Below are 22,419 nucleotides of genomic sequence, written 5' to 3' on the forward strand. Positions count from 1 at the left end.
TTATTGTGACAGCGAACCAAGGTCTTAAGATTGCCGTCATCGGCGGAGGGTCTTCCTATACCCCCGAACTGGTAGAAGGCTTCATCCTGCATCATAAGGAGCTTCCGGTCCGGGAGCTGTGGCTCGTAGATATTGAGGCTGGCCTGCACAAGCTGAACATCGTGGACGCTCTGGCGAAGCGTATGGTGGAGAAGTCCGGCCTGCCGATCGAGGTCCATCTCACCACCGACCGCCGCGAGGCCATTGCCGGTGCGGACTTCGTCAGCACGCAGATCCGTGTCGGTATGCTGGATGCCCGTGCCCGTGACGAGGCGATCCCGCTGAAATACGGCGTGATCGGCCAAGAGACGACCGGTCCCGGCGGCATGCTGAAGGCGCTGCGCACCATCCCGGTCATTCTCGGCATCTGCCGGGATATCGAGGAGCTGGCACCGGACGCCTGGCTGCTCAACTTCACCAATCCCGCAGGTATGGTCACCGAGGCGGTCCTGCGGTACTCCAAGGTGAAGAGCATCGGTCTCTGTAATGCCCCGATCGGCCTGATCAAGCAGGTATCGGCCAAATACGACGCTGCCCCGGACCGGATCTATGCCGAGTTCGTCGGCCTGAACCACCTGCACTGGATTACCCGGATTGATGTGGAGGGTGAAGATAAGCTGCAGGAGATGCTTGAGGATACCGCGGGTTACAGTGCAAAGAATGTTCCGGCCCGCGAATGGAACCCCGAGTTCCTGCAATCGCTGCATGCCTTGCCTTCGTATTATCTCAAGTACTTCTACATGACCGATGCGATGCTCGCAGAGCAGCAGGAAGCCGCAGCGCAAGGCGGAAACCGCGCCGAAGTCGTCAAGCGTGTGGAGGAGGAGCTGTTCGCCATCTATAGCGACCTTGCGCTGGATGAGAAGCCGAAGCAGCTGGAGCAACGCGGCGGAGCCTTTTATTCGGAAGCAGCCGTGAACCTGATGCGTTCTCTCTACAACGGCACCAACGATATTCAGACGCTGAATGTGGCGAACCGGGGCATTCTGGACTTCCTGCCGGACGATGCCAGCATCGAGGTGAACTGTGTCGTTACGAAGACCGGCCCCCTCCCGCTGCCGCTGACGAAGATTCCGCCGATGGCCAAGGGACTGATTCATGCCGTGAAGACCTATGAGCAGCTCGCCATCGATGCTGCCGTGACCGGCGACCGCAGCCTGGCGATCCAGGCGCTGGCCCATCACCCGCTCGTCCCTTCCGTGGAAGTAGCGATCGTCATGCTGGATGAGATGCTGGAAGCGAACAGGGAGTATCTGCCGGCCTTTTTCGCTCAGGACTAATCCCTTAACATCAATAAAGAGCCTGCTAACCACAGTTCACACTGCGGCCGTACAGGCTCTTCTCTTATTTCTTTATGGTATAACGGTAGGTTTCGCCCTCAATCTCGAAATCCGCATATAGCGTCTTGCCACTCGACTTCACTTCATCAGGAACCTCGGCCATGAACACCAGAGTTCCATACTTCAGCGGTCCAATCGTCGAGATATTGGTATAGGTGAAATCTTCACCGCCGTTCTTCTCCATCGTCGCGAAGGTACTATATTCATATTTGTTATCGTATGTAACCTCCACCTCCGCTACTCCACCCGCATTGATGGCTTGACCTGCGAGATTTTTCACCTTCAAAGTGATCGCCAGATAGGTTGTGCCCGGTTCCTTGGCTTCATAGTAGGTGTAATATGACCCCGGATTCGATGGATTAACCTTCTTTCCAAATGAGGTCTTGGTAATGGTATACTCACCCGTTCCATCGATCGTGAGCGGCGTGCCTTTTACGATCCGCTTGTGTTCATCGCCGGAATCAGCGGCTGCCGGGCTGTCCCCGGTACTTAGAAGTTCGGCCGTACCGCCTTCCTCTTTCGCTGTCACAGGCCTCACAACAAGGTCCCTCTTCAGCGCTTCATTCTCTTCCTTTAAAAACTTGTTCTCCTTCTTCAGCTCACTAATCTCTGCCTTCAGCTTCTCCGTGCGATCTCTGCCAGCGCCTGCACTGCCCGAAGAACAGCCGGTTACGGTTACCGCTAGCATAGCAGCAACGAGCCAGAGACCGCCTGACTTCATTGTCATAGGACACCCCAATATTTGTATTTCAACCTTCATTATTATAAGACAGACTCTGTGTCAAAAGATAGAAAGATATGTAACATCCCAACAGCTATTGTCGAATGAAATAGCGGATGGCCGATGCGAGCCGTAATCGTCACCCCCGGTGCTGCTTGCGGTACTGCAAGGGTGAACGTCCTGTAATTGCCTTGAACACCCTTCCGAAATGCGCAATGCTCTCAAATCCCGTCTCCGCCGCCACCCGGGTGACCGGCCACTTCGTCTGCGTGAGCAGTACCTTCGCCTCACGGATGCGGACATAGTTCAGGTACTCAGTGATGGTGAAGCCTGTCGTCTGCTTGAAAATCCGGCACAGATACGTAGCGCTGATGAAGAACCGCTCGGCAATCCCCCCAAGGCTCAGCCGCTCGCTGTAATGGTTGTCCAGGTATTCGATGATGCTGTATACCCGGCGTTGCCCCTCGCTCTGCTCCGGTGAGACCAGGGCGGGCTTCGCCCTCCTTATCCGCTCCAGCGTAATCAGCAGTTGCAGCAGCAGCATCCTTGTATATTCAGTGCTCCAGCGCAGCCCCTCCTTCTGTTCCTCCTGCATCGCCTGGAGCAGGTCTGTGATGAGTCCCTGTTCATGCGCCGTAGGCCGCAGCAGGAAGCTCTCCCCTTCGAACACATTCATCCAGTCTGCCCCGGGTGCCACGGGCTCCAGATAGGCATCGTCAAAGCTGATCAGCACCCGCTCATGCGGAAGATGACTTCCGCCGGTTGTGCGGTGCAGGTGATTTTTGTTAATAAACACAAGGTCTCCGGCTTCCAGCGCATACCTTCCGTTACGGATATAATAGTGCCGCTCCCCGGATAGCAGATAATATATTTCGTAGAAATCATGGAAATGGTCGGTGTCCATATTAAAATGCCCGATGCGCCTCAGCTGCTCAATCTGAAAAATAGGTTCCACCCTGCACCAAGCCCCCTGAAAGGATAAGATAAGCACACTTTTGAGCAAAAATGACTAAATACCGTTTACTTTCTGCATTTTCTATACTATAAAATAGAATCAAATCCAAGTAAATGGAGTGATCCCCTTGTCCAAAAAGAAATATGCACTTGTCGGCACAGGCGGCCGGGCTGAATTTTTCTATGGCGCTCTTGTTACCGCTTACAACGAAACCTCCGAGCTGGTGGCCTTCTGCGATGTCAATCAGACGCGGATGAATTTCGCCAATCATATGCTTACAGGCAAATACGATTATCATGAAGTTCCTACGTACAAGGCTGAAGACTTCGACCGGATGATCACCGAGACCCGGCCCGACTTCGTGCTGGTGACTACGATTGACCGGACGCATCACAAGTATATCATCCGCGCGATGGAGCTGGGGTGTGATGTCATTTCCGAGAAGCCGATGACGATTGACGAGGAGAAATGCCGGGAGATCTTCGATGCGATTGAGCGCACCGGCAAGAATCTGCGGGTCACCTTCAACTACCGCTATGCGCCGCATAACACGAAGATTCGTGAGGTCATTATGGACGGCGTGCTGGGCGAAATTCTGTCCGTGAACTTCGAATGGCTGCTCAATACCCAGCATGGAGCGGACTATTTCCGCAGATGGCACCGCGACAAGCGGAACAGCGGCGGCCTGCTGGTGCATAAATCGACGCATCACTTCGACCTGATGAACTTCTGGCTGGGGTCGCAGCCGGACACGGTTTTCGCCATGGGCGATCTGCGCTTCTACGGGAGAGAGAATGCCGAGAAACGGGGCATCACCGAGTTCTATCAGCGTGCCTACGGCAGCAAGGCTGCCGAGAACGACCCGTTCGCGCTTCACCTGGACCGTAACGAACACCTGAAGAGCATGTACCTGGACGCCGAACACGAGGACGGGTACCAGCGCGACCAGAGTGTATTCGGGGACAATATAAGCATTGAGGACACCATGAATGTCATGGTCAAGTACAAGAACAAGACCGTCATGAACTATTCGCTTAACGCATATATGCCGTGGGAGGGCTTCATCATCGTGTTCAACGGGACACAGGGCCGGATGGAGGTGCGGATTACCGAGCAGTCTTACGTCAATTCCGGCGGCAAAAAAGAAAACGAAGGCGCGCTGGAAGGCGTCAGCATCATGATCTATCCGCACTTTAAGGAGCCTTACCGCGTGGAGTTCGAGAGCAGCAGCGGTGGACATGGCGGCGGCGATCCGGTGCTGCTGAGCGATATTTTTGATAAAAAGCAGGAGGACCGCTTCAACCGCGCAGCTTCGCACAAGGATGGCGCGATGTCGATTATGACCGGCATTGCCGCCAACCGCTCCATGAAGACCGGCCAGCCGGTGCGGATTGCTGACATCTGGCAGGGGTAGTCTAGCGCGTGGCCTCACAGCAGCGATGAATCCTGTACGATCATGCAAAAGCCCCCCTTTGATCACGGGTACGTGGTGAAAGGGGGGCTGTATTCGGTTTTTCCGCACTCATCCGACCCGCTCGCTTTGGCGAGAGCATATTGTGTTCGGTTTTCCGAATACATCTGGCCCGTTCACCTCAGCACGTGCGCATTGTATTCGGTTTTTAGCATATATTCTATTTGCAGCAAAAAAAAGACCCTTCATTTAAGAAGGGCCTTCGCTTGCATCACGGTTAAAACCATTATGCGGTCAAGAGGACTCGAACCTCCACGATATTGCTACCACTGGCACCTGAAGCCAGCGCGTCTGCCAATTCCGCCATGACCGCAAAGAAAACATTCAATGCAACGCAAGAAGTAATATATCATGAATTCTTCAAAAGAACAAGTCTTTTTTATTAATCATGGTTAAAGAGGGACACAGCCACATTGAGAGGGGGTTAGCTGGTGCGTCACAGCTTGCCTCAACTTACGGTTGATTTTGTTATACCGCGTGCCCTACTCCAGTATATGGGTTATTTCGAGAACGGAGATTATAATAGACTTACGACGTCGGAATCCATTATAGGAGTTGTACTGAGTATGATCGTAAGCGACAAAGTTGGCAAACGGATTGCTACCCTCCGCAAAATAAAAGGCTTGTCCCAGGAACAATTAGCGGAACTGCTCCATGTCAGTGCACAGGCGGTATCCAAATGGGAGACTGGCAAGTCTCTGCCGGAGACAGCCACCCTTCCCCTGCTATCCGCCGCATTGAACCACTCGATTGACAGCATCCTGCTGCCCCAGGAGCTTGTGGTGCTCTCTGCAATCTATACAGATGGACAGCAGGAGCTGGATGTAACCCAGCTTGTGAACCAGTTCGTAGCTTCAGACCGCTTAAGCCTAATCCCCGGGGAGCACCTCTTTCCCCACTCATGGAATGACGGCCGCCTGAAGCTGTTGCTTGTTACCTATGAGACCCCTGACGGCATATATTCGACCTTTGTGCTGAAGGACCAGCTGCTTACGATAGATATCCACTCGAACGGGCATGTCTCCAGCAGTAATGAGCTGCAGATTATGGCTGCGCATTATGGGAATGAACAGGCACACCGCAGCGTCGCGGCCAAAATGAAGCATTACGAGCATTTCCGCTGGACTCAGTTCACCGCCACACATGAGCTGTTTCCCAGTCTGATCGACTGTGGGGGTCAGGACTACCTGCTGCTGGTCTACCTGAATACAGAAGGCATTCATGCGGTAAGCTGCGCGGAAGGCGAACAGATTCATTACAGCCGGGACCGCAGCCATCTCTATCAGACCCGCTCCTCCCGGGATCAGTGCATTATGGAAGAAATTCCGCGGCTGGGCTTCGGACGGGGTCAGGATTGCTCCTGGGCAGGAGCCATGGCCCTCTCTCTTTCAGCCAGAGGCATAGAGACCACCTATGAGCAGGTGATGGGCTATTCGGGAGCCTGCTGGAGAGTGGCTTTTGAACCGGTATGGGACTACAGCGCTGCGGATGCCCTTGTCGTCTATGACTACTCCATCCCCGCCTGCAAGGCTTATGGACTTAGTGCCCACCGGGCCAACCGGTTAGAGCCGCAGCAGCGCACAGCCGAGAAGCTGGCGATTCTGGAGGATATCCGCCAAGGCAGACTGCCCCTTGCCATTAACCTCAGAGTAGCGCCGGAGTGGGGAGTCATTACAGGATATCTGGCGGAGGGTGATGTGCTGCTGTGCCGCAGTTACTTTGACGATGAGACCTTCAGTGAGCTTGAAGCTGATCCTGAGTTCCAGGCTCATATGAGGGTAAGCCAAGGGTATCTCCATGTGGATCAATGGCCTTACCGGTTGATTCGTCTTGGCGATCAGGCGGAGGCTCCGTCTGCGCTGGAGAATCTGTATGCGTCGCTCCGCGTTAAGCTGGAATCTATGCAGGCTGAGACCCTGTCCAACAGCAGCTCTTATGCATCAGGCTTCAAGGCGCTGGAGCTATGGAGAGAGGGACTACTGGACCACCCTTGGTACGACGCAGCGGATGAAGTAGCCTTCAGCCGCAGGTTATCGGTCAATCACTTCTGCATAATGGCTCTGGCAGATGCCCGCCGCTGCGCCGCCTCCTACTTACGCGACTCTCTGCCGCTGGTGCATGACCCGCAACAACAAGCTGCCTTGGCCGCGATGACGGAAATCTATGGGGAAATGGCTGCCCTGCTGGATAAATACTATAAGGAGATGTCTGACCCGGCCATACTTCGAACAGCCGGCGCTGCCCCCAGAGCCAGTTGGACGGGCCGGCAGCGTGAGCAGCAGGCAGAGCTGCTGGCGAAGGTTGCTTCGCTGGAGCATCAGGGAGATACTCTTGCACAAACGGTGCTGAGCCTCGCCTAAGGGAGCGTTGTTGTATAACATGCAGCAGCTTAAGCAGAAGCGCCGAACGCTTTTGCTTAAGCCAGCCTGCTGTCTGAAGTTAGTCTAATTTACGGACCGGCCGCAGCACCGCATAGCCGTAACCCTCCGGGAAATGCCGCTGATAATCCTGCTTCTCCTCTTCATCCCACACATAGCCCATAACCGCAGGATCATAATTCCAAGCCACTTCCTCAACGATACGCATCACCTGCCCATTATCCTGCAAGTAATCAAAGGGCGGATGAAAAAAGACCAGGTACTCCGATTCCGGGATATCCCGGCATTCCATGCCCTCCGGAACCGCCCCGTCGTAATCAGCGGCGACAAGGATACCATACAGATAGCCTTTGCGCCCCTCCTGATAGAACCAGCCTGCCGTCTGGCCCAGTTGGCCGGAGAGCGTATGATGCGACATGCTCTCAAGGGTTCCGGAGACCTCATCACAGTCATGCCCATTCTCCCAGAACCCGCCGTAATTACTGGAATCGATGTCACGGATGCCGATAAACTTATGCGCCGGTATGAACTCAAGCCTAATCTCTGCTTCCTGCAAATGCACCTGTCTCATTCTATCCCGCTCCCTGATCAGATAATGATAAGGAGAGAACACCTCGGCACGAATAGCCAGCGGAATCGGCTTTGGATCCTGGCGGTAGGCATGTGGAGTGAGCTTGAAGGCTCTGATAAAAGCCCGCGTGAACGCCTCCTGGGAGGAAAAGCCGAACTTCACGGCGATATCCAGAATGCGCGCATCCGTGTCCCTAAGCTCCAGTGCCGCCCGGCCAATTCGGCGCTGCCAGACATAATCCCGCAGCGTCATCCCGGTCAGCGCATGAAATTGCCTGGTGCAGTAATACGGAGAATACCCTAAATGTCTCGACATCTCCAAGAGCGTAGGCGAAACTGCAAGATCCTCCTCCACCCAGTCAATCATGCGCTGTACCATCTCATTCCATTCGTACATTGCTGTTCTCCTCCTTTCATTACTGATCTTAGCAGAGGCCTAGAGTGTAGATATGACTTGAGTTGCACTGTATTAAACGTCTATCAAAAAGGACACCCGCAGGTGTCCTTTTGACTTTTTACGATAATTGCTTCATTATTCGGTCTCTTTGGTCCGGTCTATCACTGTGAAGATGAAAGGTTCGCTCTCCTTCATTAGTGGACCGACTGCTGTTATTTGATATTGTGTGTTAGGAGTAAGTTTAATATACCAGAAATATCCTCTCCCACCGAACGTATAAACTTCTCCAATTACAGAGCCATTTTTATCTTTCAGATAGAACTGTGCATTCGATAGAAAAGGAACCGAAACTTCTATCATCGTATCATCACTATAAACCACACCAACCACTGTAGGGGTAGGTGTAACTGGTCTACTGGCTACTACAACCGCGACAGGCTCGCTAATAAGTTTCTCATAGCCTTTGGCAGTTACATAAATAATATCCCCTACAGCAGGGCGCGGATCTATTGAGACTGCATATTTCCCGCTGTGTTCCTGCCCGAAGGTCTTTCCCTCTCCAAGGATGGTTCCGTCCGCACGCTTAACAACAATAGTGGATTCTCCTTCAGCCGTGCCATAAACGACCCAATCATTCTCGTAGACTATTTGAGTTACAACCGGTGTTGCCGTTACAGCAGTAGGTGCTTTAACAGTAATGGAGGAAGGCTCACTCTTTCTTTTGCCTTGCGCCTGAGCATAGACCTTCAGCTTCTCACCCGCAGGTAAGGGTGCGGTATTCCACAAGAAGATGTCAAAAATATTGCCATAGCTGCTAGATTTCCCAACAATCGTTCCATCTTCACGGGTTATTGTAATCTCAGCAGATGGATCTTCTATAGTACCTTTAATCCTATTGGTATCCTCGTACACCACGCTGGTCACTACAGGCGCCTTAGTCTGCGGACGTTCGACTACTTTCACCTCAAATCGCTGGCTAGTCCAGCCATGATCGGCGTATAAAGTCACAAATAATTTATCATTAGCCTTCAGTTGCAAGTCTGGATTAGAGTCATACAGATTAATGCTAAAGAACATATAGTATTTACCAGGCAGGGTGTTCAACCTCTCCCCATTCTCAAGCTCAACCTTAACACTGAAATTATCATGCAAATTCATAATACTTCCGCTAATATAAGGAATATCTGTATAAGTAATTTGTTCAACCTTAGCTTCGGGCATTTTCTCTATAACCATGAGATCCGGCAGAACCAAATCTTTGCCTGCTTCTACTGAAAATTCTTGCGTATAATACCTTTCGCCCGAGAAAGGTATTATTATAATGTAATTACCCGGCAACACATTCTCAAAAGAAAATTCTCCGTCCTTCGCAACAATAGCTGTATAAGTCCCCTTAGCTCCCGATAAGAAAAGAGGCAAATTGTAGGCGGGAACTAGCTTATTCTCCGTATAAGGCTGAATAAACAAACGCCCACTCACAGTCACATTAGCCTTAGGCACAGTAATCGCTCCAGATAATACAGGGCTTCCACCCTTATAAGACACGGAGTATACCGCCAGCTGCTCAGCCTCACTATTCGCTATCGAAGGAATTGTAAGCTGAACTGTTGCTTTATTGTCAAGCAGCGTAACCAAAGTTACATCAACCTTATGAAACTCGCCATGATTAACCTGTTCGAGAATGGCGAAATCAGCAGCATCCGGTATGCTGTCCAGGTTCCGGTTGAATTGGACTTCTACCATACCGTTTGCTGCGGTAATTCCGGTTACAGCCAGCGCCGGTACAGGATTAGACCCGTTCCCCCCGCCTGTACCTGGATCAGGAGATCCACCGCCGCTGCCGCCGCCCGCTCCAGGGTCAGAGGACCCGCCGCCACCGCCAGTTGCAGGTGCAGCAGGTGTTTGTTCTTTTGGCAGCTTAGGGTCCGGTACGCCTTCCGACAATACAATGCCTTTGACTTGGCCCTCGCCGGAGATTGTCAGCTTACTCTTCATTTCCAGCTTTTCGACAACAACATTCTTGCTGAAATTCAGAGTAGGAATCAATAGATTCTCTTGGATGAGCAAATTAGCTACGCTGCCTGAGCGAACATTGAACTCTTTGAGGCTGCCGCCTACAGAAACCTTCTTAAAGTCTCCGGCAAGCACCACTGTGCGCTCTGATGAAGATGTCTGGGCCTCAGGAAGCACGGTTACATTCACAAAACCATCGCCGGTAAGATCCTTCTCTTCAATAACCGCGCTGGATAGAATCTGTACGTCCTGCACAACGCTTGTACCCTCGGCTACAACTCTCACCGCATGATTCAGCCTATTCACAGATACCGTGTTTAGTTTGCTGTTCCGGATATGAATACTGTTGCTGCCTCCACCTTCAATACGTGTTACACCGTCTACTTGAACTTGTTCAAGGTTGGCGTCCCCATCTGCCACCTCTTTAGCAATGACGAGGTCACCACGGATATGCATATTGCGGAGCGTGACATTGGAAGCTGTAATTCTCACATTATGCTGTACTGTGCTTACTGCAGAATCTCCAAACGTACCTGCCTGATCATAGACCACTGTACTCAGAGCCAGCGCCTTCTTGATGACCACTACGGTCTCGGCACGGGTCATATTGCGCTGCGGTTGGAAGGTTCCATCCGCATTCTTGCTCATGATCCCCTGATCCAATAGATACCCTATGGCAGGTTTGCTCCAGGCAGAGATAAGATTCGCGTCCTGTGCAGAGACTGCAGCCGTTCCCCCTTTACTGTCAAAGCCTAGTATTCTAGAGATGATAACAGCAGTTTCCTGTCTTGTGATTGACTTATCAGGACGGAAAGTATTGTCGCTGAATCCGCTAATATATCCTTGAGCGGTAGCTTTCTGCACTTCTATGTACGCAAAATTCGCCGGCTTCAGATCCTTGAAGCTGATAGCCTTCGTATCCGAATACTTAAACGCTCTGTTCACTAGCGCTACGAACTCACCTCTCGATACTTCAGCCCCCGGCCGGAAAGTATGATCGGGATAGCCGGTAATGAGTCCCTGATCCAGCCACTGCTGAATATCGGATTCCGCCCAGTGTCCTTTGATGTCTGCCATTTGTCCAGCATCGGCGTAACTCTGTGTAAATGGTAGAAGAATAAATAATAAGACGATGAAGCAAGTATTTCTGAATGAACGATGGATAGCCAAGAGATTAGGTCACTCCCCAATAGAATTAGAACCGGGACTAAAGTCATGATTTTTCACGCCAAACCCAGTACTTCAGGGTAATTCTACATGTATATCCGTTTCCCTTTTTTTCACTGTAAAATATTTCACTACAATTAACCTGAATTCACAATTTGTATATTTTTAGAACATCCGCCCCCAAAGACAGCCCCGGGTTGTTCAAAAATAATCCCTAGAACTCCATACCCGCACAAGCCGCCCCCCAGGTTCTGAGTAAAATAGAGTATATAGAACAGTGAGGTGAATGACGAATGGCAAATTCAACAAAGCTCCGCAAGCGGGCACAGCAGCTGAAGGGCCAGCCGGTCTGCATCACTTTGCATAATGGGCGTTCCTATGTAGGGTGGATTACAGACCTGAACCAGGAGGCAGTGATTCTGTCCAGACCCAGCACGCGTAAGGGGCCACCCTCGAAACGGAAATCCTCTTCAGCTGCGCGCAGAGCAGAGGTGTCCGGCTTCATGCCTCTACTCGGCTCGCTGATGGGCGGGGGAGGCGGGGCGGCCGGTATCGGCGGGGGTCTCGGACGGTTCATGGGCATGTTCGGAATGGTGCAGAAGGCCATGCCGGTGATGAAGATGGGCTACAATATGATCAAGTCAATCCGGCCTTTTCTGGGCGGGCTCAAGGGCTTAATGGGCTAACACTTATATTTTCAAAAAAACGGATGTGCCGCTATTTCGCATGGGCACATCCGTTTTGGTGTAGAGCTTCTTACTCGCCGCTGGCAGCAGGGTCTCCGGTCTATTTTTTTACCACCTTGAAGTTATCCGTAAGCAGCAGCCAATTCTGCGGAAAAGGCAGGCCCAGCTTCCAGTAGCTAATGCCCCGCAGCCTGAGCTCCTTGATCAAATCGAACTTGGCCTGAATCGAGCGGGCATCCTCAAACCATACCTTATGCTGCCGCCCCTCGTCATCGGTGTAATTGAAATGCGGCGCCTGGGCTCTATAGTCATATTGAATGGCTGCATTCCGGTTCCTTGCCAGATCAATGGCCGCCTGCGGACTGAGCGCTTTCGCATATTGCCCCCCTGCTACAAAAGGCAGCGTCCAATCATAACCGTACAGATTCTGGCCCATCATGATTTTACCGGCGGGCATCTCGCTTGCTGCATAGGTCAGCACCTGACGGACAGGCCCGATTGGCGAGACAGGCATCGCCGGCCCCCCGCTATAGCCCCATTCATACGTCATAATAATGACGAAGTCAGCCACCTCGCCGTGGACCTTATAGTCATGCGCCGTATACCAGGCCCCAACCTGTGACGCGCTGGTCTTGGGGGCAAGGGCGGTGGACAGCAGGAAGCCCTCCTTATGAACGACCTCTGCCGCTTTCCGCAGAAAAGAATTGTACGCTTCACGGTCCTCCGGCCGGAGAAACTCCAGATCAAAGTGGATATCCCGGAAGTTCAGCCGCTTCGCTTCCGCGATGATGTTCTCAAGCAGCCGGTCCTGAACCTCCTGATCATTAAGAATAATGCGCCCGAGCTCCGAGCTGAACTGGGCATCCTCCAGATTCGTCACGACCATCATCAGCGTCACCTGATGCTCTGCAGCAATGGAGGCAAGGCCATCCAGAGGCGGCGGGACCAGTGTTCCGTCCCGCTTGATCCGGAAGCTGAACGGTGCGAGATACGTCAGCTCAGGAGCAGCCTCACGCGCAGCATTCTGCAGCGGCTGGGAGACACTCTCCCCTCGGGGCTCCACATACGCGTTCACTTCCGCCTGCCGCCTCGGTCCAGGTGGAAGGTACAGACGGAGTCCGACCTGTAACGGCTGATTCAGCGTCAGCCCGTTCACCTCCGCCAGCTCGCTTGCCTTCAGGCCGAACCGCTTGGCGATGCTGTAGAAGCTGTCGCCCGGCTGCACCCAATAATACTGCCCGGCAATCGGGATTACCAGCGCCTGCCCTGCCACCAGGCTTCCCGGCGCAGAGAGCTGATTCGCCTCAGTTATCGTATCAGTGCTTACTCCGTAGGCCTGCGCAATGCCATACAGCGTCTGGCCCGGCTGCACTACATGTATTTGCATACGTTCCTGCCATCCCTTCATAGTAGCCGTTTTATCTCTATTTTATTCGGCGGCCCTGCGGGTATGCGGAATCAGGCGGATATCAGGACAACCCCTTAGCATGTAAATTCTTGTATTTGCAAAAAAAAGACACCCCGGAGGGTGCCTTGCTGCTCATGCTATCAATGATCCTGATGTTATACCCGCTTGAATTCAATCCATTCAATCTGCAGGCCGGGCTTGACGAAGTCCAGCTTCAGCTCATACCGTCCGGCTTCCAGTTCAACCTTGACCAGCTTCTGTCTGATCCACCGGCCCTCCGTTCCGTTCGTCTGAATGGTGGTTACCGCTTGTCCGTTCAGGGTCAGGTTGCAGGCGCTCTGCGCAAGCTCAGGCTCAGGAGACATGATGCTGACAATAATGCGGTACTGCCCCGCCTCGTCAGCCTGAATGTAAGTCGGCCCGGACACAGCAGGCGTTACCTGTGCGTTCTCGCTCAGCACCTGCGCCTGCTCAGCCCCGATAGCCGGATCAGCCTTGAACGTATCGACCGCTTCAATAATCTCGTGCTTTCTGGAGAAAACCGGCGCCTTCATGATGAACTCACAGATGTTGATCGCTGAGCGCTGAAGCTCCCCGCGGGTAAGCGTACCATTCTCCAGAGATGCGATCGTATTGTCATCGTAAGCGTTAACCTCTGCCCCATAGTTACTAACGACCATGTACAGATCGTTCTGGGCGCGGACCATCCAGTTCGTATTCTTACGGTCTGCCGGTCCTCCGTTCGCCACATCGTTCATGATCGCCCACCAGTCGGTCATGACGATCCCCTGGAAGCCCCATTCGCCGCGAAGCAGCGTGGTGTTGAGGTCATAATTCGAAGCCGCCCAATGCCCGTTCACCGGATTGTAGGAGGTCATGATCGAATTGGCTCCGCCCTGCTTGACTGCGATTTCGAAGCCCTTCAGGTAGATCTCACGAAGCGCGCGTTCCGATACGACAGCATCGACCTTACTGCGGTGCTTCTCCTGGTTGTTGCAGGCAAAATGCTTCAGCGTCGCATTAGAGCCGCCCTTCATAATTCCGCGTGTGCATGCGGCAGCGAAGATCCCCGAGATCAGCGGATCTTCGGAGAAATATTCGAAGTTACGCCCGTTGAGTGGGCTGCGACGGATATTCAGCCCCGGTCCCAGCAGCGCATCCACCTGGTTGCGCAATAATTCCTGGCCTTCCATAACATACAGTTCTTCCACCAGCTCCGCATTCCATGTAGCGGCCAGCAGGGTTCCAATCGATACCTGTGTTGCCTTAGCCCCACTGTCCATACGGATGCCGGAAGGGCCGTCCGCTGTAGCTGCAACCGGAATGCCATAGCTGAACAGACTGTCGCTCACGCCCCCGAACGCCGATGCCGTACCCGGAGTGACCAGCGGGCTGCTCATGCCTTCGCCCCGGACAATCGCCGCCAGATCCTGGTCGCTTAGCTGGGCAATGAAGGTGCTCATGCTAACTTTTCCGTCATGGACATCTCTCAGGGTATATCCCTGATTGCCAGTCTGCGGAAGCTGCTGCGGCAGATTACGTTCAATCCGCTCCGCCAGATCCACCTTACGCGTCGGCACCTCGGAGGAGACCAGCTCATACGAACCGTCTGCCTTGCGGGCACCCGGCTTCATCCGCATGAAGCTCTCGGTAGGCGCCATAGCCTCTTGCAGCTGTTCCACGACCTTAAGCTCATCCAGCACATAGCCTTCTTGTCCATCCAGAAGCACTGCTGATACCGCTTTGACGCTGGTTCCTGCATAGAAGCGGTAGGTTCCGGCTTCCAGCACATAAGCGGAAGCGTGCCCGGTCACTCCGGCGTCATCATAGGAAGCCATGGAATGGAGCGGGAAGCTTACAGTAAGGCGCTGAGACTCACCAGGCTCCAGCAGCTTAGTCTTAGCGAAGGCTGCCAGCGCTTTGGCCGGTTGACCCAGCAGTCCTTGCGGCGCTTCAACATACACCTGCACTACTTCTTTACCGGCATATACGGCTCCCGTATTCGTTACGGTGACGCCGATTTCAATCTGCGGCTCGCCCGCCTGGTTCACCAGCTTCGCTTCCTCCGGCTCCAGCTTGAAGGTCGTGTAAGAGATCCCGTAGCCGAATTCATACTGAACCTTATCGGGACAGAAGGTCTCGAAATAACGGTAGCCCACATAGATATCTTCCTCGTACAGATTCTTGAACTCATTGCCGTAGTTCTTGGTGGACGGGTAGTCTTCAATAGAGTAGGCGATCGTATCCGTCAGCTTGCCGCTTGGCGTAACCTCTCCGGCCAGAACATCGGCGATCGCGTGGCCGCCCTCCATGCCGCCATGCCAGGAATAGATCACTGCAGAGATAGGGTTCACATAAGCGGCGTCATTTACCCAGCTCATATCCATAATGTTGGATACGTTCAGCACCACAATCGTCTGTTCAAAATGAGCCGTAACCGAGACAAGCATCGCCTTCTCATCTTCCGTCAGCCGGTAGCTGCCTGCAGTATCGGCATTATCCTGATCCTCGCCCGCCGTACGTCCAATGACCACAACCGCTTTGGCTGACTGGCTTCTTGCCTGTTTCACCAGCTCGTCCGTAAGTGGCATTTCCTTCTGGTTCCACGGCTCCGCAGCCCATACCTTGCCGCCGTCATCGAACGGGTTAAGCCCGATCCAGGCCTCGTAGGCAGCAGCCAGCTCTTCATTCACGCTAATGTTCTTCTTGCTGCGCAGTCCATCCAGCAGATTCGTCGTATATGCAACGTGAACGCTACCGCCCGATCCTGTACCGCTGCGGTAATAATTCACCTGTATTCTGCCAAAAACAGCGACGCTCTCACTGTCACCCAGCGGAAGCACCTGTCCCTCATTCTTAAGCAGTACCGCACCCTCTGCGGCTACCGTCCGGCTAAATTCTGCAAAACCCTCTAACGGCACTCCAATGTTCTGTGTACTCAATTGGTTTCCTCCTGTATGTTCATTTCCCATGCTGTGGGTTGATTCTATAGATAACGCCCTCCCTGCAGGGAATATACGTTACCTTGAATCTCTATGGTCCTTCATATAGCATATCCTTCTAAGAATATAAGCTCCAGCCAGATTATTCAAGCACCGCTTGCCGGATCGCCGGGATGCGCACCTGTCTGCATAAATTTTTTTAGTAAAAAGACAGTTCTAAAATAAAAAGACACCTGTGCGGGCGTCTTTCAAGCCTGTTCCTATGCAATCCGCTCCGCCTGAAGAGATACGGCCGGATCTTCTGTTTATTTTATCTGCGGCGGCGGCCCTTCATCATGCGGTTGTACATAATAAGAGCAGCAACGATCATGCCCAGCATGGCTACACTGCCTGCCGATTCCTGCGACATGCCGAACATCAGGCACACACTTGTCACTAACTGTCTTGTCAGCAGCGCAACCGCAATCAGCATGATGGGCCGCCATATGTTATATCCTCTCACTTCAGCAACACTCCTAACCCGAATTTCAATAACCGTATGATTCCTCATTCCATGAACCATCAGTTTCTATTATAGCACAAGAAGGAATGCGCATACATTTTACAGTCGGCCAAGAAGGGGGAGATACTTTTGACAAGAACATACGTTCGGTATATAATGCTCACATATGAGGGGGATTGAGACCGTGGATGTAATGGAGAAACTAGAGATTCTGACCGCTTCCGCCAAATATGATGTGGCGTGCACTTCAAGCGGTTCCGACCGCAAGGGCCAGGCCGGGGCGCTCGGCAACACCTCTCCGATGGGCATCTGTCACAGCTTCGCGGCGGACGGGCGCTGTATCTCGCTGCTGAAGGTGCTTATGACCAACGGTTGTGTATATGATTGTGCCTATTGCATCAACCGCAAATCTAACCCCATTCGCCGGGCGGCCTTCACCCCCGAAGAGATCGCAGATATCACCATGCAATTCTACCGCCGTAATTATATAGAAGGACTATTTCTTAGCTCAGGCATTATGCGCAATCCGGACTACACTACAGAGCAGTTAATTGCTGCACTTGAGCTGCTGCGCAATGTCTATCATTTCAACGGTTATATTCATGTAAAAGCCATCCCCGGAGCAGACGAAGCCCTCCTGTCCAGACTTGGTCTGCTTGCCGACCGCATGAGCGTCAACATCGAGCTGCCCTCGCAGGAGAGCCTCGGACGGCTCGCACCTGATAAAAGCAAGGTATCCATCCTGAAGCCGATGGGGCTGATTACCAGCCGGATCAAGGAGAACCGCTCCGATATCGTCAAGTATAACCATGCTCCCCGCTTCGCTCCGGCTGGACAGAGTACCCAGATGATTGTGGGGGCAACGCCTGATACGGATTACCAAATCCTTAATCTGACGGAAGGCCTATACCGTAAATACTCGCTCAAGCGCGTCTTCTTCTCCGCCTACACCCCGGTGGTGGAGGATTCCCTCCTGCCCGCACTAGACACCAAACCGCCGCTGCTGCGGGAACACCGGCTCTATCAAGCCGATTGGCTCCTGCGCTTCTACGGCTTCAAGGCGAATGAATTATTGGATGAGGCCGTGCCGAACTTCAACCCGCTGCTGGACCCCAAATGCAGCTGGGCCGTTAACCACCGGGAGCAGTTCCCCGTTGAGATCAACCGCGCCCCTTACGAAATGCTGCTGCGTGTACCCGGCATCGGCGTAAGAAGTGCACAGCGGATCGTGAAGGCCAGACGGGCCGGATCGCTCGATTTCCATGCGCTGAAGAAGCTGGGAGTAGTCCTCAAGCGTGCCCAGTTCTTCATCACCTGCAAGGACAAACCGCTGGAAGGGCTGAAGGTCAGCGAGCATACCCTGCTTCGCTCGCTCATGTCCGGGGAGCAGCTCGCTCTCCAGCAGCCGCAGGTGGAGCAGCTCACGCTGTTCGACGACTTTAACCTGTCGGCCCTTCCGGCAGCAGATGGTTGGGACCTGCTCAAGAAAGGAGCGAAGGCCTGATGTTCAAGCCGTCCGCACTGGCGTACACCTATGACGGAAGCTTCGAGGGTCTGCTGTGCTGTGTATTTGAGAGCTATGCCTGGAAGGAGAAACCGCTGGCGATTCATGCTGAAGGCGGGGAAATAGGCCTGCTGCTGGAAGCGAAATGGATTGAGACCGACAAAGACAAGGCCGCACGAGTACTGAAGTCCCTGCCGCTTCGGATCAGCCGCGAAGCCGAGGAGCTGGTGCGTCTGGGCTTCTGGAGCTGCGCCCCCGATAAGGAGATGCTGCTGCTGAACTTCCTGTATCTCGGCTTCCAGCATGGCCGCAAGGTGATGAATATGCTGGCGGATGACACCGTTAACACGCTGATGAAGGCTGTCCAGCAGCTGCGGCATGAAGCGCATCTGTATACGGGCTTCGTTCGCTTCTCCGTATACGGCCCGGTCATGGCCGCAGTGATTGAGCCTCAGGGTTATGTGCTGCCTGTGATCCGGGAGCATTTCTGCGACCGGTTCCAGGAGGAGAGCTTCATGATCTACGACCAGACCCATGGGGCTGCGCTGATTCATGAGCCCGGGCGTGTGGCCATCGTGCCTCTAAACGGTTGGACCCCGCCCGAACCCGATGAGACGGAGGAAGCGTACCGCCGCTTATGGACTGGCTTCTATCATGCCATCGGCATCAAGGAGCGCCGCAATGACCGGCTGCGTTCCTCGAAGATGCCGAAGCACTACTGGAAGCACATGTTGGAGATGAATGGGAGTAATGGTGCCCCTGTACGCACCGCGGCGCAGCGGAAGAAGGTATTGCAGCCGGAGGTCCCGGAGACCATAATCCAGCTCCAATCATTGGACAAAAAGCGCTCCGCAGCCATCAACATGACTACCGGAGCGCTCCTTAATTGAAGCCTACTATATTATTAATGAAATAACACGATCATCTAGAGCTTAGTTCAAAGCCTTCCATACCCAGCTCTCAACCTCTGGAAGGTCGATGCCTTCTTCACGGATGTACGCGTGATGCTTCTGCACCATGGCGTCCATCTCGTCAGCGATGGCCTGGTATTTGCTTGCTTCCGGCAGGCTCAGCACAGCTTCCTTCGTAAGATCGAAGCGGTCCATCTGGTTGAGGACACGCATATCGAACGGTGTAGTGATATCGCCATTCTCACGGTAGCCGTGCACATGCAGATTATGGTTGTGGCGGTCGAAGAACAGGTCTTTGATCAGGCCTTCATAGCCGTGGAAGGCGAAGATGACCGGTTTATCTTTTGTGAAAAATTGATCAAACTCATCGTCAGACAAGCCGCGCGGATCAAGCTTCTGACTTCTGAGCTTCAGCAGGTCGACCACGTTGATGTAGCGGATCTTCAGCTCAGGCAGCTTCTCATGCAGGATCGAGATGGCAGCCAAGGCTTCCATAGTTGGTTCGGTACCCGAAGAAGCGATAACGAGATCCGGCTCTCCGCCTTTGTCGGTGCTGGCCCAGTCAATGATCTTAAGGCCTTTGTCCACCAGCTCCTGAGCTTCGTCAGCCGAGAACCATTGCGGACGCGGATGCTTGGAGGATACGATCAGGTTGATCTTCTGGCGGTCATTCAGGATCTTGTCGAACACAGCCAGCAAGCTGTTCGCATCGGACGGCAGATACTCACGGATGAATTCAGGCTTCTTGTCAGCCAGATGGCCGAGCAGACCCGGATCCTGGTGGGTATAACCGTTATGGTCCTGCTGGAACACTGTCGATGTGGCGATCACGTTCAGGGAAGGAATGTCTTCTCTCCAGGTCTGATCTGTAGCCTTGCGCAGCCACTTGAAGTGCTGGGTGATCATCGAATCGACCACGCGCAGGAACGCTTCATAGCTGGCGAAGAATCCGTGGCGGCCGGTCAGTACATAACCTTCCAGAATTCCTTCTGCCTGATGCTCCGACAGCTGGGAGTCAATGACACGGCCGTATGGAGCGAGGAATTCATCCTGCGGTTCCTGAATGGCATCCATCCATTGACGCTTGGTCACTTCGAATACCGGTCCCAAACGGTTAGACATGGTCTCATCCGGTCCGAAGATTCTGAAGTTGCGGTTCTCTTCGTTGAGCGTAACAACCTCTTTCAGGTATTTGCCCAGCACCGCCATATCCTGTGCAATCACTTGGCCTGGAGCGGAATTATCGAGAGTATAGTTGCGGAAATTCGGCTTGTGCAGGTCTTTGATCAGTTTGCCGGCATTGGTTACCGGGTTCATGCCCATACGTCTGTCGCCGGTTGGCAGAATTTCAGCCAGATCTGCGTTCAAACGGCCATTCTCATCGAACAGTTCCTCAGGTCTGTAGCTGTTCAGCCATTCAAGCAATGCCGGAGCATGCTTCATGTTCTTCTGATCGACCGGAATCGGCACCTGGTGGGCACGGAAGGAGCCTTCGTTCGGCACGCCATCCCACGATTTCGGACCAGTCCAGCCTTTAGGGGAGCGGAAGACCAGCATCGGCCATACCGGACGGGCAGTATCGTTATTTTCACGGGCATTCTTCTGAATGGCGGCAATTCTCTCTACGATTGTATCCAGCACCTTCGCCATTTCCGGGTGCATCAGATCCGGGTTCTCGCCTTCTACGAAGAAGGCTTCCCAGCCGTTGCCGGCAAAATAGGCGGTCAATTCTTCTCTGCTCATCCGTGACAGAATCGTCGGGTTGCTGATCTTGAAGCCGTTCAAATGCAGAATCGGTAATACAGCACCGTCTGTAATCGGGTTGATGAACCGGTTGGACAGCCAGGAAGCGGCCAGAGGACCGGTCTCTGCTTCGCCGTCACCTACAACGACTGCTGAGATCAGGTCAGGGTTATCCAGAATCGAACCCACGCTGTGCGATAGGGAGTAACCCAGCTCGCCGCCTTCATGAATCGATCCGGGTGTTTCAGGAGCTGCATGGGAGGCAACACCGCCAGGGAAGGAGAACTGCTTGAACAGCTTTTTCAGACCAGAGATGTCCTGAGTGATCTGCGGGTAGATTTCGGTGTAGGTTCCGTCAAGATAAGAGTTCGATACCATCACCTGACCGCCATGGCCCGGGCCTTCAATATAGAACATGTTGAGATCATATTTAGTGATAACGCGGTTCAGATGCGCATAGATAAAGTTCTGCCCAGGGATCGTGCCCCAGTGTCCGATCGGCTTCACTTTGACGTCTGCATCCTTCAGCGGTTCTCTTAACAACGGATTATCCTTCAAATAAAGCTGGCCTACGGAGATGTAGTTCGTTGCACGCCAGTAAGCGTCAAGCTTTGCCAGATACGTTTTCGAGGAATAATCCACCTGTTCGATTGTTAATCCCATGTCTTCCACTCCCTAAATTTTTCTTTGTAAATTGAATGTATCACTTCTACATTTACATCATACATCGGCATTTCAGAAATTCAATCTTTTTAGAAATTAATACGGTCCAATATTGTGAAATTTTGAACATAGTATGAATTCCTCTGCAAATCACGCACAAAAAGATGTTTATTTTTATAATTATGGATTAATTTGTTATACTAAAAAACGCTAAAAAGACCGGGATTCCTCCCGGCCTGCTATACCTCAGTTATGCTATTTACACCGTCCATCCGTTAATGCACAGATACAAACGTGTTAAACTTCAGATACTCATAATGGAAGCGCATATGCGAGAACTCAAACGGCGTGCCGTTATCCAGGAAGAAGATCCCCTCCATAATCCCTACGGGTTCATTCTCCTTAAGATGGAGCAGCTCCTGATCATTCAGCAGTGAAGGCCCGGCAAAAATAGACAAAAAGGATTTGGTCACCGCCAGATTGCGCGATTCCTCCAGATAATGAAAAATCGATCCCTCGATAATCGTCTGGTCGAGATTTTGCACAATTTTAATCGGAATATATCCCGTCTCAATCATGAACGGCGCACCTTCAAACAGGCGCAGACGCACGATCTTATACACGAAATCATGGGGCATCAGGAACAAATCCCGCTGAATCTCCTCCGTGGGCCGGATGACCTCGAAGCTTAGCACCTTGATCTCCGGCTTCTTGCCGTGCATCTGGAAGTTATCCGACACCCCCAGATTAGAGCCTTCGTAATTGAAGATCGAATCGTTCTTTATGTATAACGGATTGATGAAGGTGCCGGAGCCGCGTTTCTTGAAAATAATGCCCGAGCTCTCCATCTTCATCAGCGCACGCTTAATGGTACTGCGGCTAACCTGATACGCCTCGCTGAGACTGCGCTCATCCGGCAGCTTCATATCGGCGTACTGCCCGGCAAAGATCTTTGTTTTGAGGTCAGCAATAATCTGCTTGTAGACAAATTGGGTCATGGGGTTCTCCT

15 protein-coding genes and 1 tRNA gene are annotated in these 22,419 nt (G+C 52.8%); 6 read left to right on the plus strand and 10 right to left on the minus strand.

Annotated features, from left to right (window positions below):
* Nucleotides 1-5 precede the first annotated feature (5 nt).
* Entirely contained in the window at nucleotides 6-1,319 is a 1,314-nt protein-coding gene (locus tag MHH78_RS01235; protein ID WP_341166393.1) for a 6-phospho-beta-glucosidase, read from the plus strand.
* 64 nt (nucleotides 1,320-1,383) lie between these two features.
* Here MHH78_RS01235 and MHH78_RS01240 read toward each other — a convergent pair whose 3' ends face one another.
* Both MHH78_RS01240 and MHH78_RS01245 read right to left on the minus strand, forming a co-directional pair.
* Nucleotides 1,384-2,106: a bZIP transcription factor gene (locus MHH78_RS01240; protein ID WP_340827742.1), complete on the minus strand. Its 723-nt coding sequence runs from the start codon at nucleotides 2,104-2,106 to the stop codon at nucleotides 1,384-1,386.
* A 133-nt stretch (nucleotides 2,107-2,239) separates the two neighbouring features.
* Nucleotides 2,240-3,055 carry an AraC family transcriptional regulator gene (locus MHH78_RS01245; protein WP_341166394.1) on the minus strand — a complete coding sequence of 272 codons (816 nt, stop codon included), beginning with the start codon at nucleotides 3,053-3,055 and terminating at the stop codon, nucleotides 2,240-2,242.
* A 127-nt stretch (nucleotides 3,056-3,182) separates the two neighbouring features.
* On the opposite strand from MHH78_RS01245, the gene MHH78_RS01250 reads away from it, so the two are divergent.
* Entirely contained in the window at nucleotides 3,183-4,469 is a 1,287-nt protein-coding gene (locus tag MHH78_RS01250) for a Gfo/Idh/MocA family protein (RefSeq protein WP_076077235.1), read from the plus strand.
* 286 nt (nucleotides 4,470-4,755) lie between these two features.
* On the opposite strand, the gene MHH78_RS01255 is transcribed toward MHH78_RS01250, so the two are convergent.
* Nucleotides 4,756-4,839 (minus strand) — tRNA-Leu (locus MHH78_RS01255).
* Nucleotides 4,840-5,092: 253 nt separating this feature from the next.
* Between MHH78_RS01255 and MHH78_RS01260 the strand changes: the two genes are divergently transcribed.
* A complete protein-coding gene (locus tag MHH78_RS01260; protein WP_341166395.1) occupies nucleotides 5,093-6,886 on the plus strand; it encodes a helix-turn-helix domain-containing protein in 1,794 nt (597 codons plus the stop codon).
* Between the two features lie 79 nt (nucleotides 6,887-6,965).
* On the opposite strand, the gene MHH78_RS01265 is transcribed toward MHH78_RS01260, so the two are convergent.
* Both MHH78_RS01265 and MHH78_RS01270 read right to left on the minus strand, forming a co-directional pair.
* Nucleotides 6,966-7,871: an AraC family transcriptional regulator gene (locus MHH78_RS01265; protein WP_341166396.1), complete on the minus strand. Its 906-nt coding sequence runs from the start codon at nucleotides 7,869-7,871 to the stop codon at nucleotides 6,966-6,968.
* Nucleotides 7,872-8,006: 135 nt separating this feature from the next.
* Nucleotides 8,007-11,054 carry an S-layer homology domain-containing protein gene (locus MHH78_RS01270; RefSeq protein WP_341166397.1) on the minus strand — a complete coding sequence of 1,016 codons (3,048 nt, stop codon included), beginning with the start codon at nucleotides 11,052-11,054 and terminating at the stop codon, nucleotides 8,007-8,009.
* A gap of 290 nt (nucleotides 11,055-11,344) precedes the next feature.
* Here MHH78_RS01270 and MHH78_RS01275 point away from each other — a divergent pair, with 290 nt between their 5' ends.
* On the plus strand, nucleotides 11,345-11,737 hold the full coding sequence (locus MHH78_RS01275; RefSeq protein WP_341166398.1) for a hypothetical protein: 393 nt from the start codon (nucleotides 11,345-11,347) through the stop codon (nucleotides 11,735-11,737).
* 100 nt (nucleotides 11,738-11,837) lie between these two features.
* Here the strand turns inward: MHH78_RS01275 and MHH78_RS01280 are convergent, their stop codons facing one another.
* From MHH78_RS01280 to MHH78_RS01290, 3 genes are all read right to left on the minus strand, one after another.
* Nucleotides 11,838-13,124 (minus strand): glycoside hydrolase family 18 protein, encoded by a 1,287-nt coding sequence (locus MHH78_RS01280; protein WP_341166399.1) that lies wholly within the window; start codon nucleotides 13,122-13,124, stop codon nucleotides 11,838-11,840.
* A gap of 176 nt (nucleotides 13,125-13,300) precedes the next feature.
* Nucleotides 13,301-16,087: a glycoside hydrolase family 3 C-terminal domain-containing protein gene (locus MHH78_RS01285; protein WP_341166400.1), complete on the minus strand. Its 2,787-nt coding sequence runs from the start codon at nucleotides 16,085-16,087 to the stop codon at nucleotides 13,301-13,303.
* A 310-nt stretch (nucleotides 16,088-16,397) separates the two neighbouring features.
* Nucleotides 16,398-16,589 carry a hypothetical protein gene (locus tag MHH78_RS01290; protein WP_036691301.1) on the minus strand — a complete coding sequence of 64 codons (192 nt, stop codon included), beginning with the start codon at nucleotides 16,587-16,589 and terminating at the stop codon, nucleotides 16,398-16,400.
* Nucleotides 16,590-16,782: 193 nt separating this feature from the next.
* Here MHH78_RS01290 and MHH78_RS01295 point away from each other — a divergent pair, with 193 nt between their 5' ends.
* Complete coding sequence (locus MHH78_RS01295) at nucleotides 16,783-18,093, plus strand: putative DNA modification/repair radical SAM protein (RefSeq protein ID WP_341170260.1); 1,311 nt, start codon at nucleotides 16,783-16,785, stop codon at nucleotides 18,091-18,093.
* A complete protein-coding gene (locus tag MHH78_RS01300) occupies nucleotides 18,093-18,983 on the plus strand; it encodes a TIGR03915 family putative DNA repair protein (RefSeq protein WP_341166401.1) in 891 nt (296 codons plus the stop codon). The genes MHH78_RS01295 and MHH78_RS01300 overlap by 1 nt, the downstream gene beginning before the upstream one ends.
* A 42-nt stretch (nucleotides 18,984-19,025) precedes the next feature.
* On the opposite strand, the gene MHH78_RS01305 is transcribed toward MHH78_RS01300, so the two are convergent.
* Together MHH78_RS01305 and MHH78_RS01310 are read right to left on the minus strand one after the other, a co-directional pair.
* Nucleotides 19,026-21,410: a phosphoketolase family protein gene (locus MHH78_RS01305; protein WP_341166402.1), complete on the minus strand. Its 2,385-nt coding sequence runs from the start codon at nucleotides 21,408-21,410 to the stop codon at nucleotides 19,026-19,028.
* A 275-nt stretch (nucleotides 21,411-21,685) separates the two neighbouring features.
* Nucleotides 21,686-22,408, minus strand: coding sequence for a GntR family transcriptional regulator (locus tag MHH78_RS01310; RefSeq protein WP_036726328.1), 723 nt, complete (start codon nucleotides 22,406-22,408; stop codon nucleotides 21,686-21,688).
* Nucleotides 22,409-22,419: the final 11 nt, after the last annotated feature.

Origin of the sequence: Paenibacillus sp. FSL H3-0333 (assembly GCF_038002805.1) — a bacterium.
GTDB classification, from domain to species: domain Bacteria; phylum Bacillota; class Bacilli; order Paenibacillales; family Paenibacillaceae; genus Paenibacillus_AQ; species Paenibacillus_AQ silagei.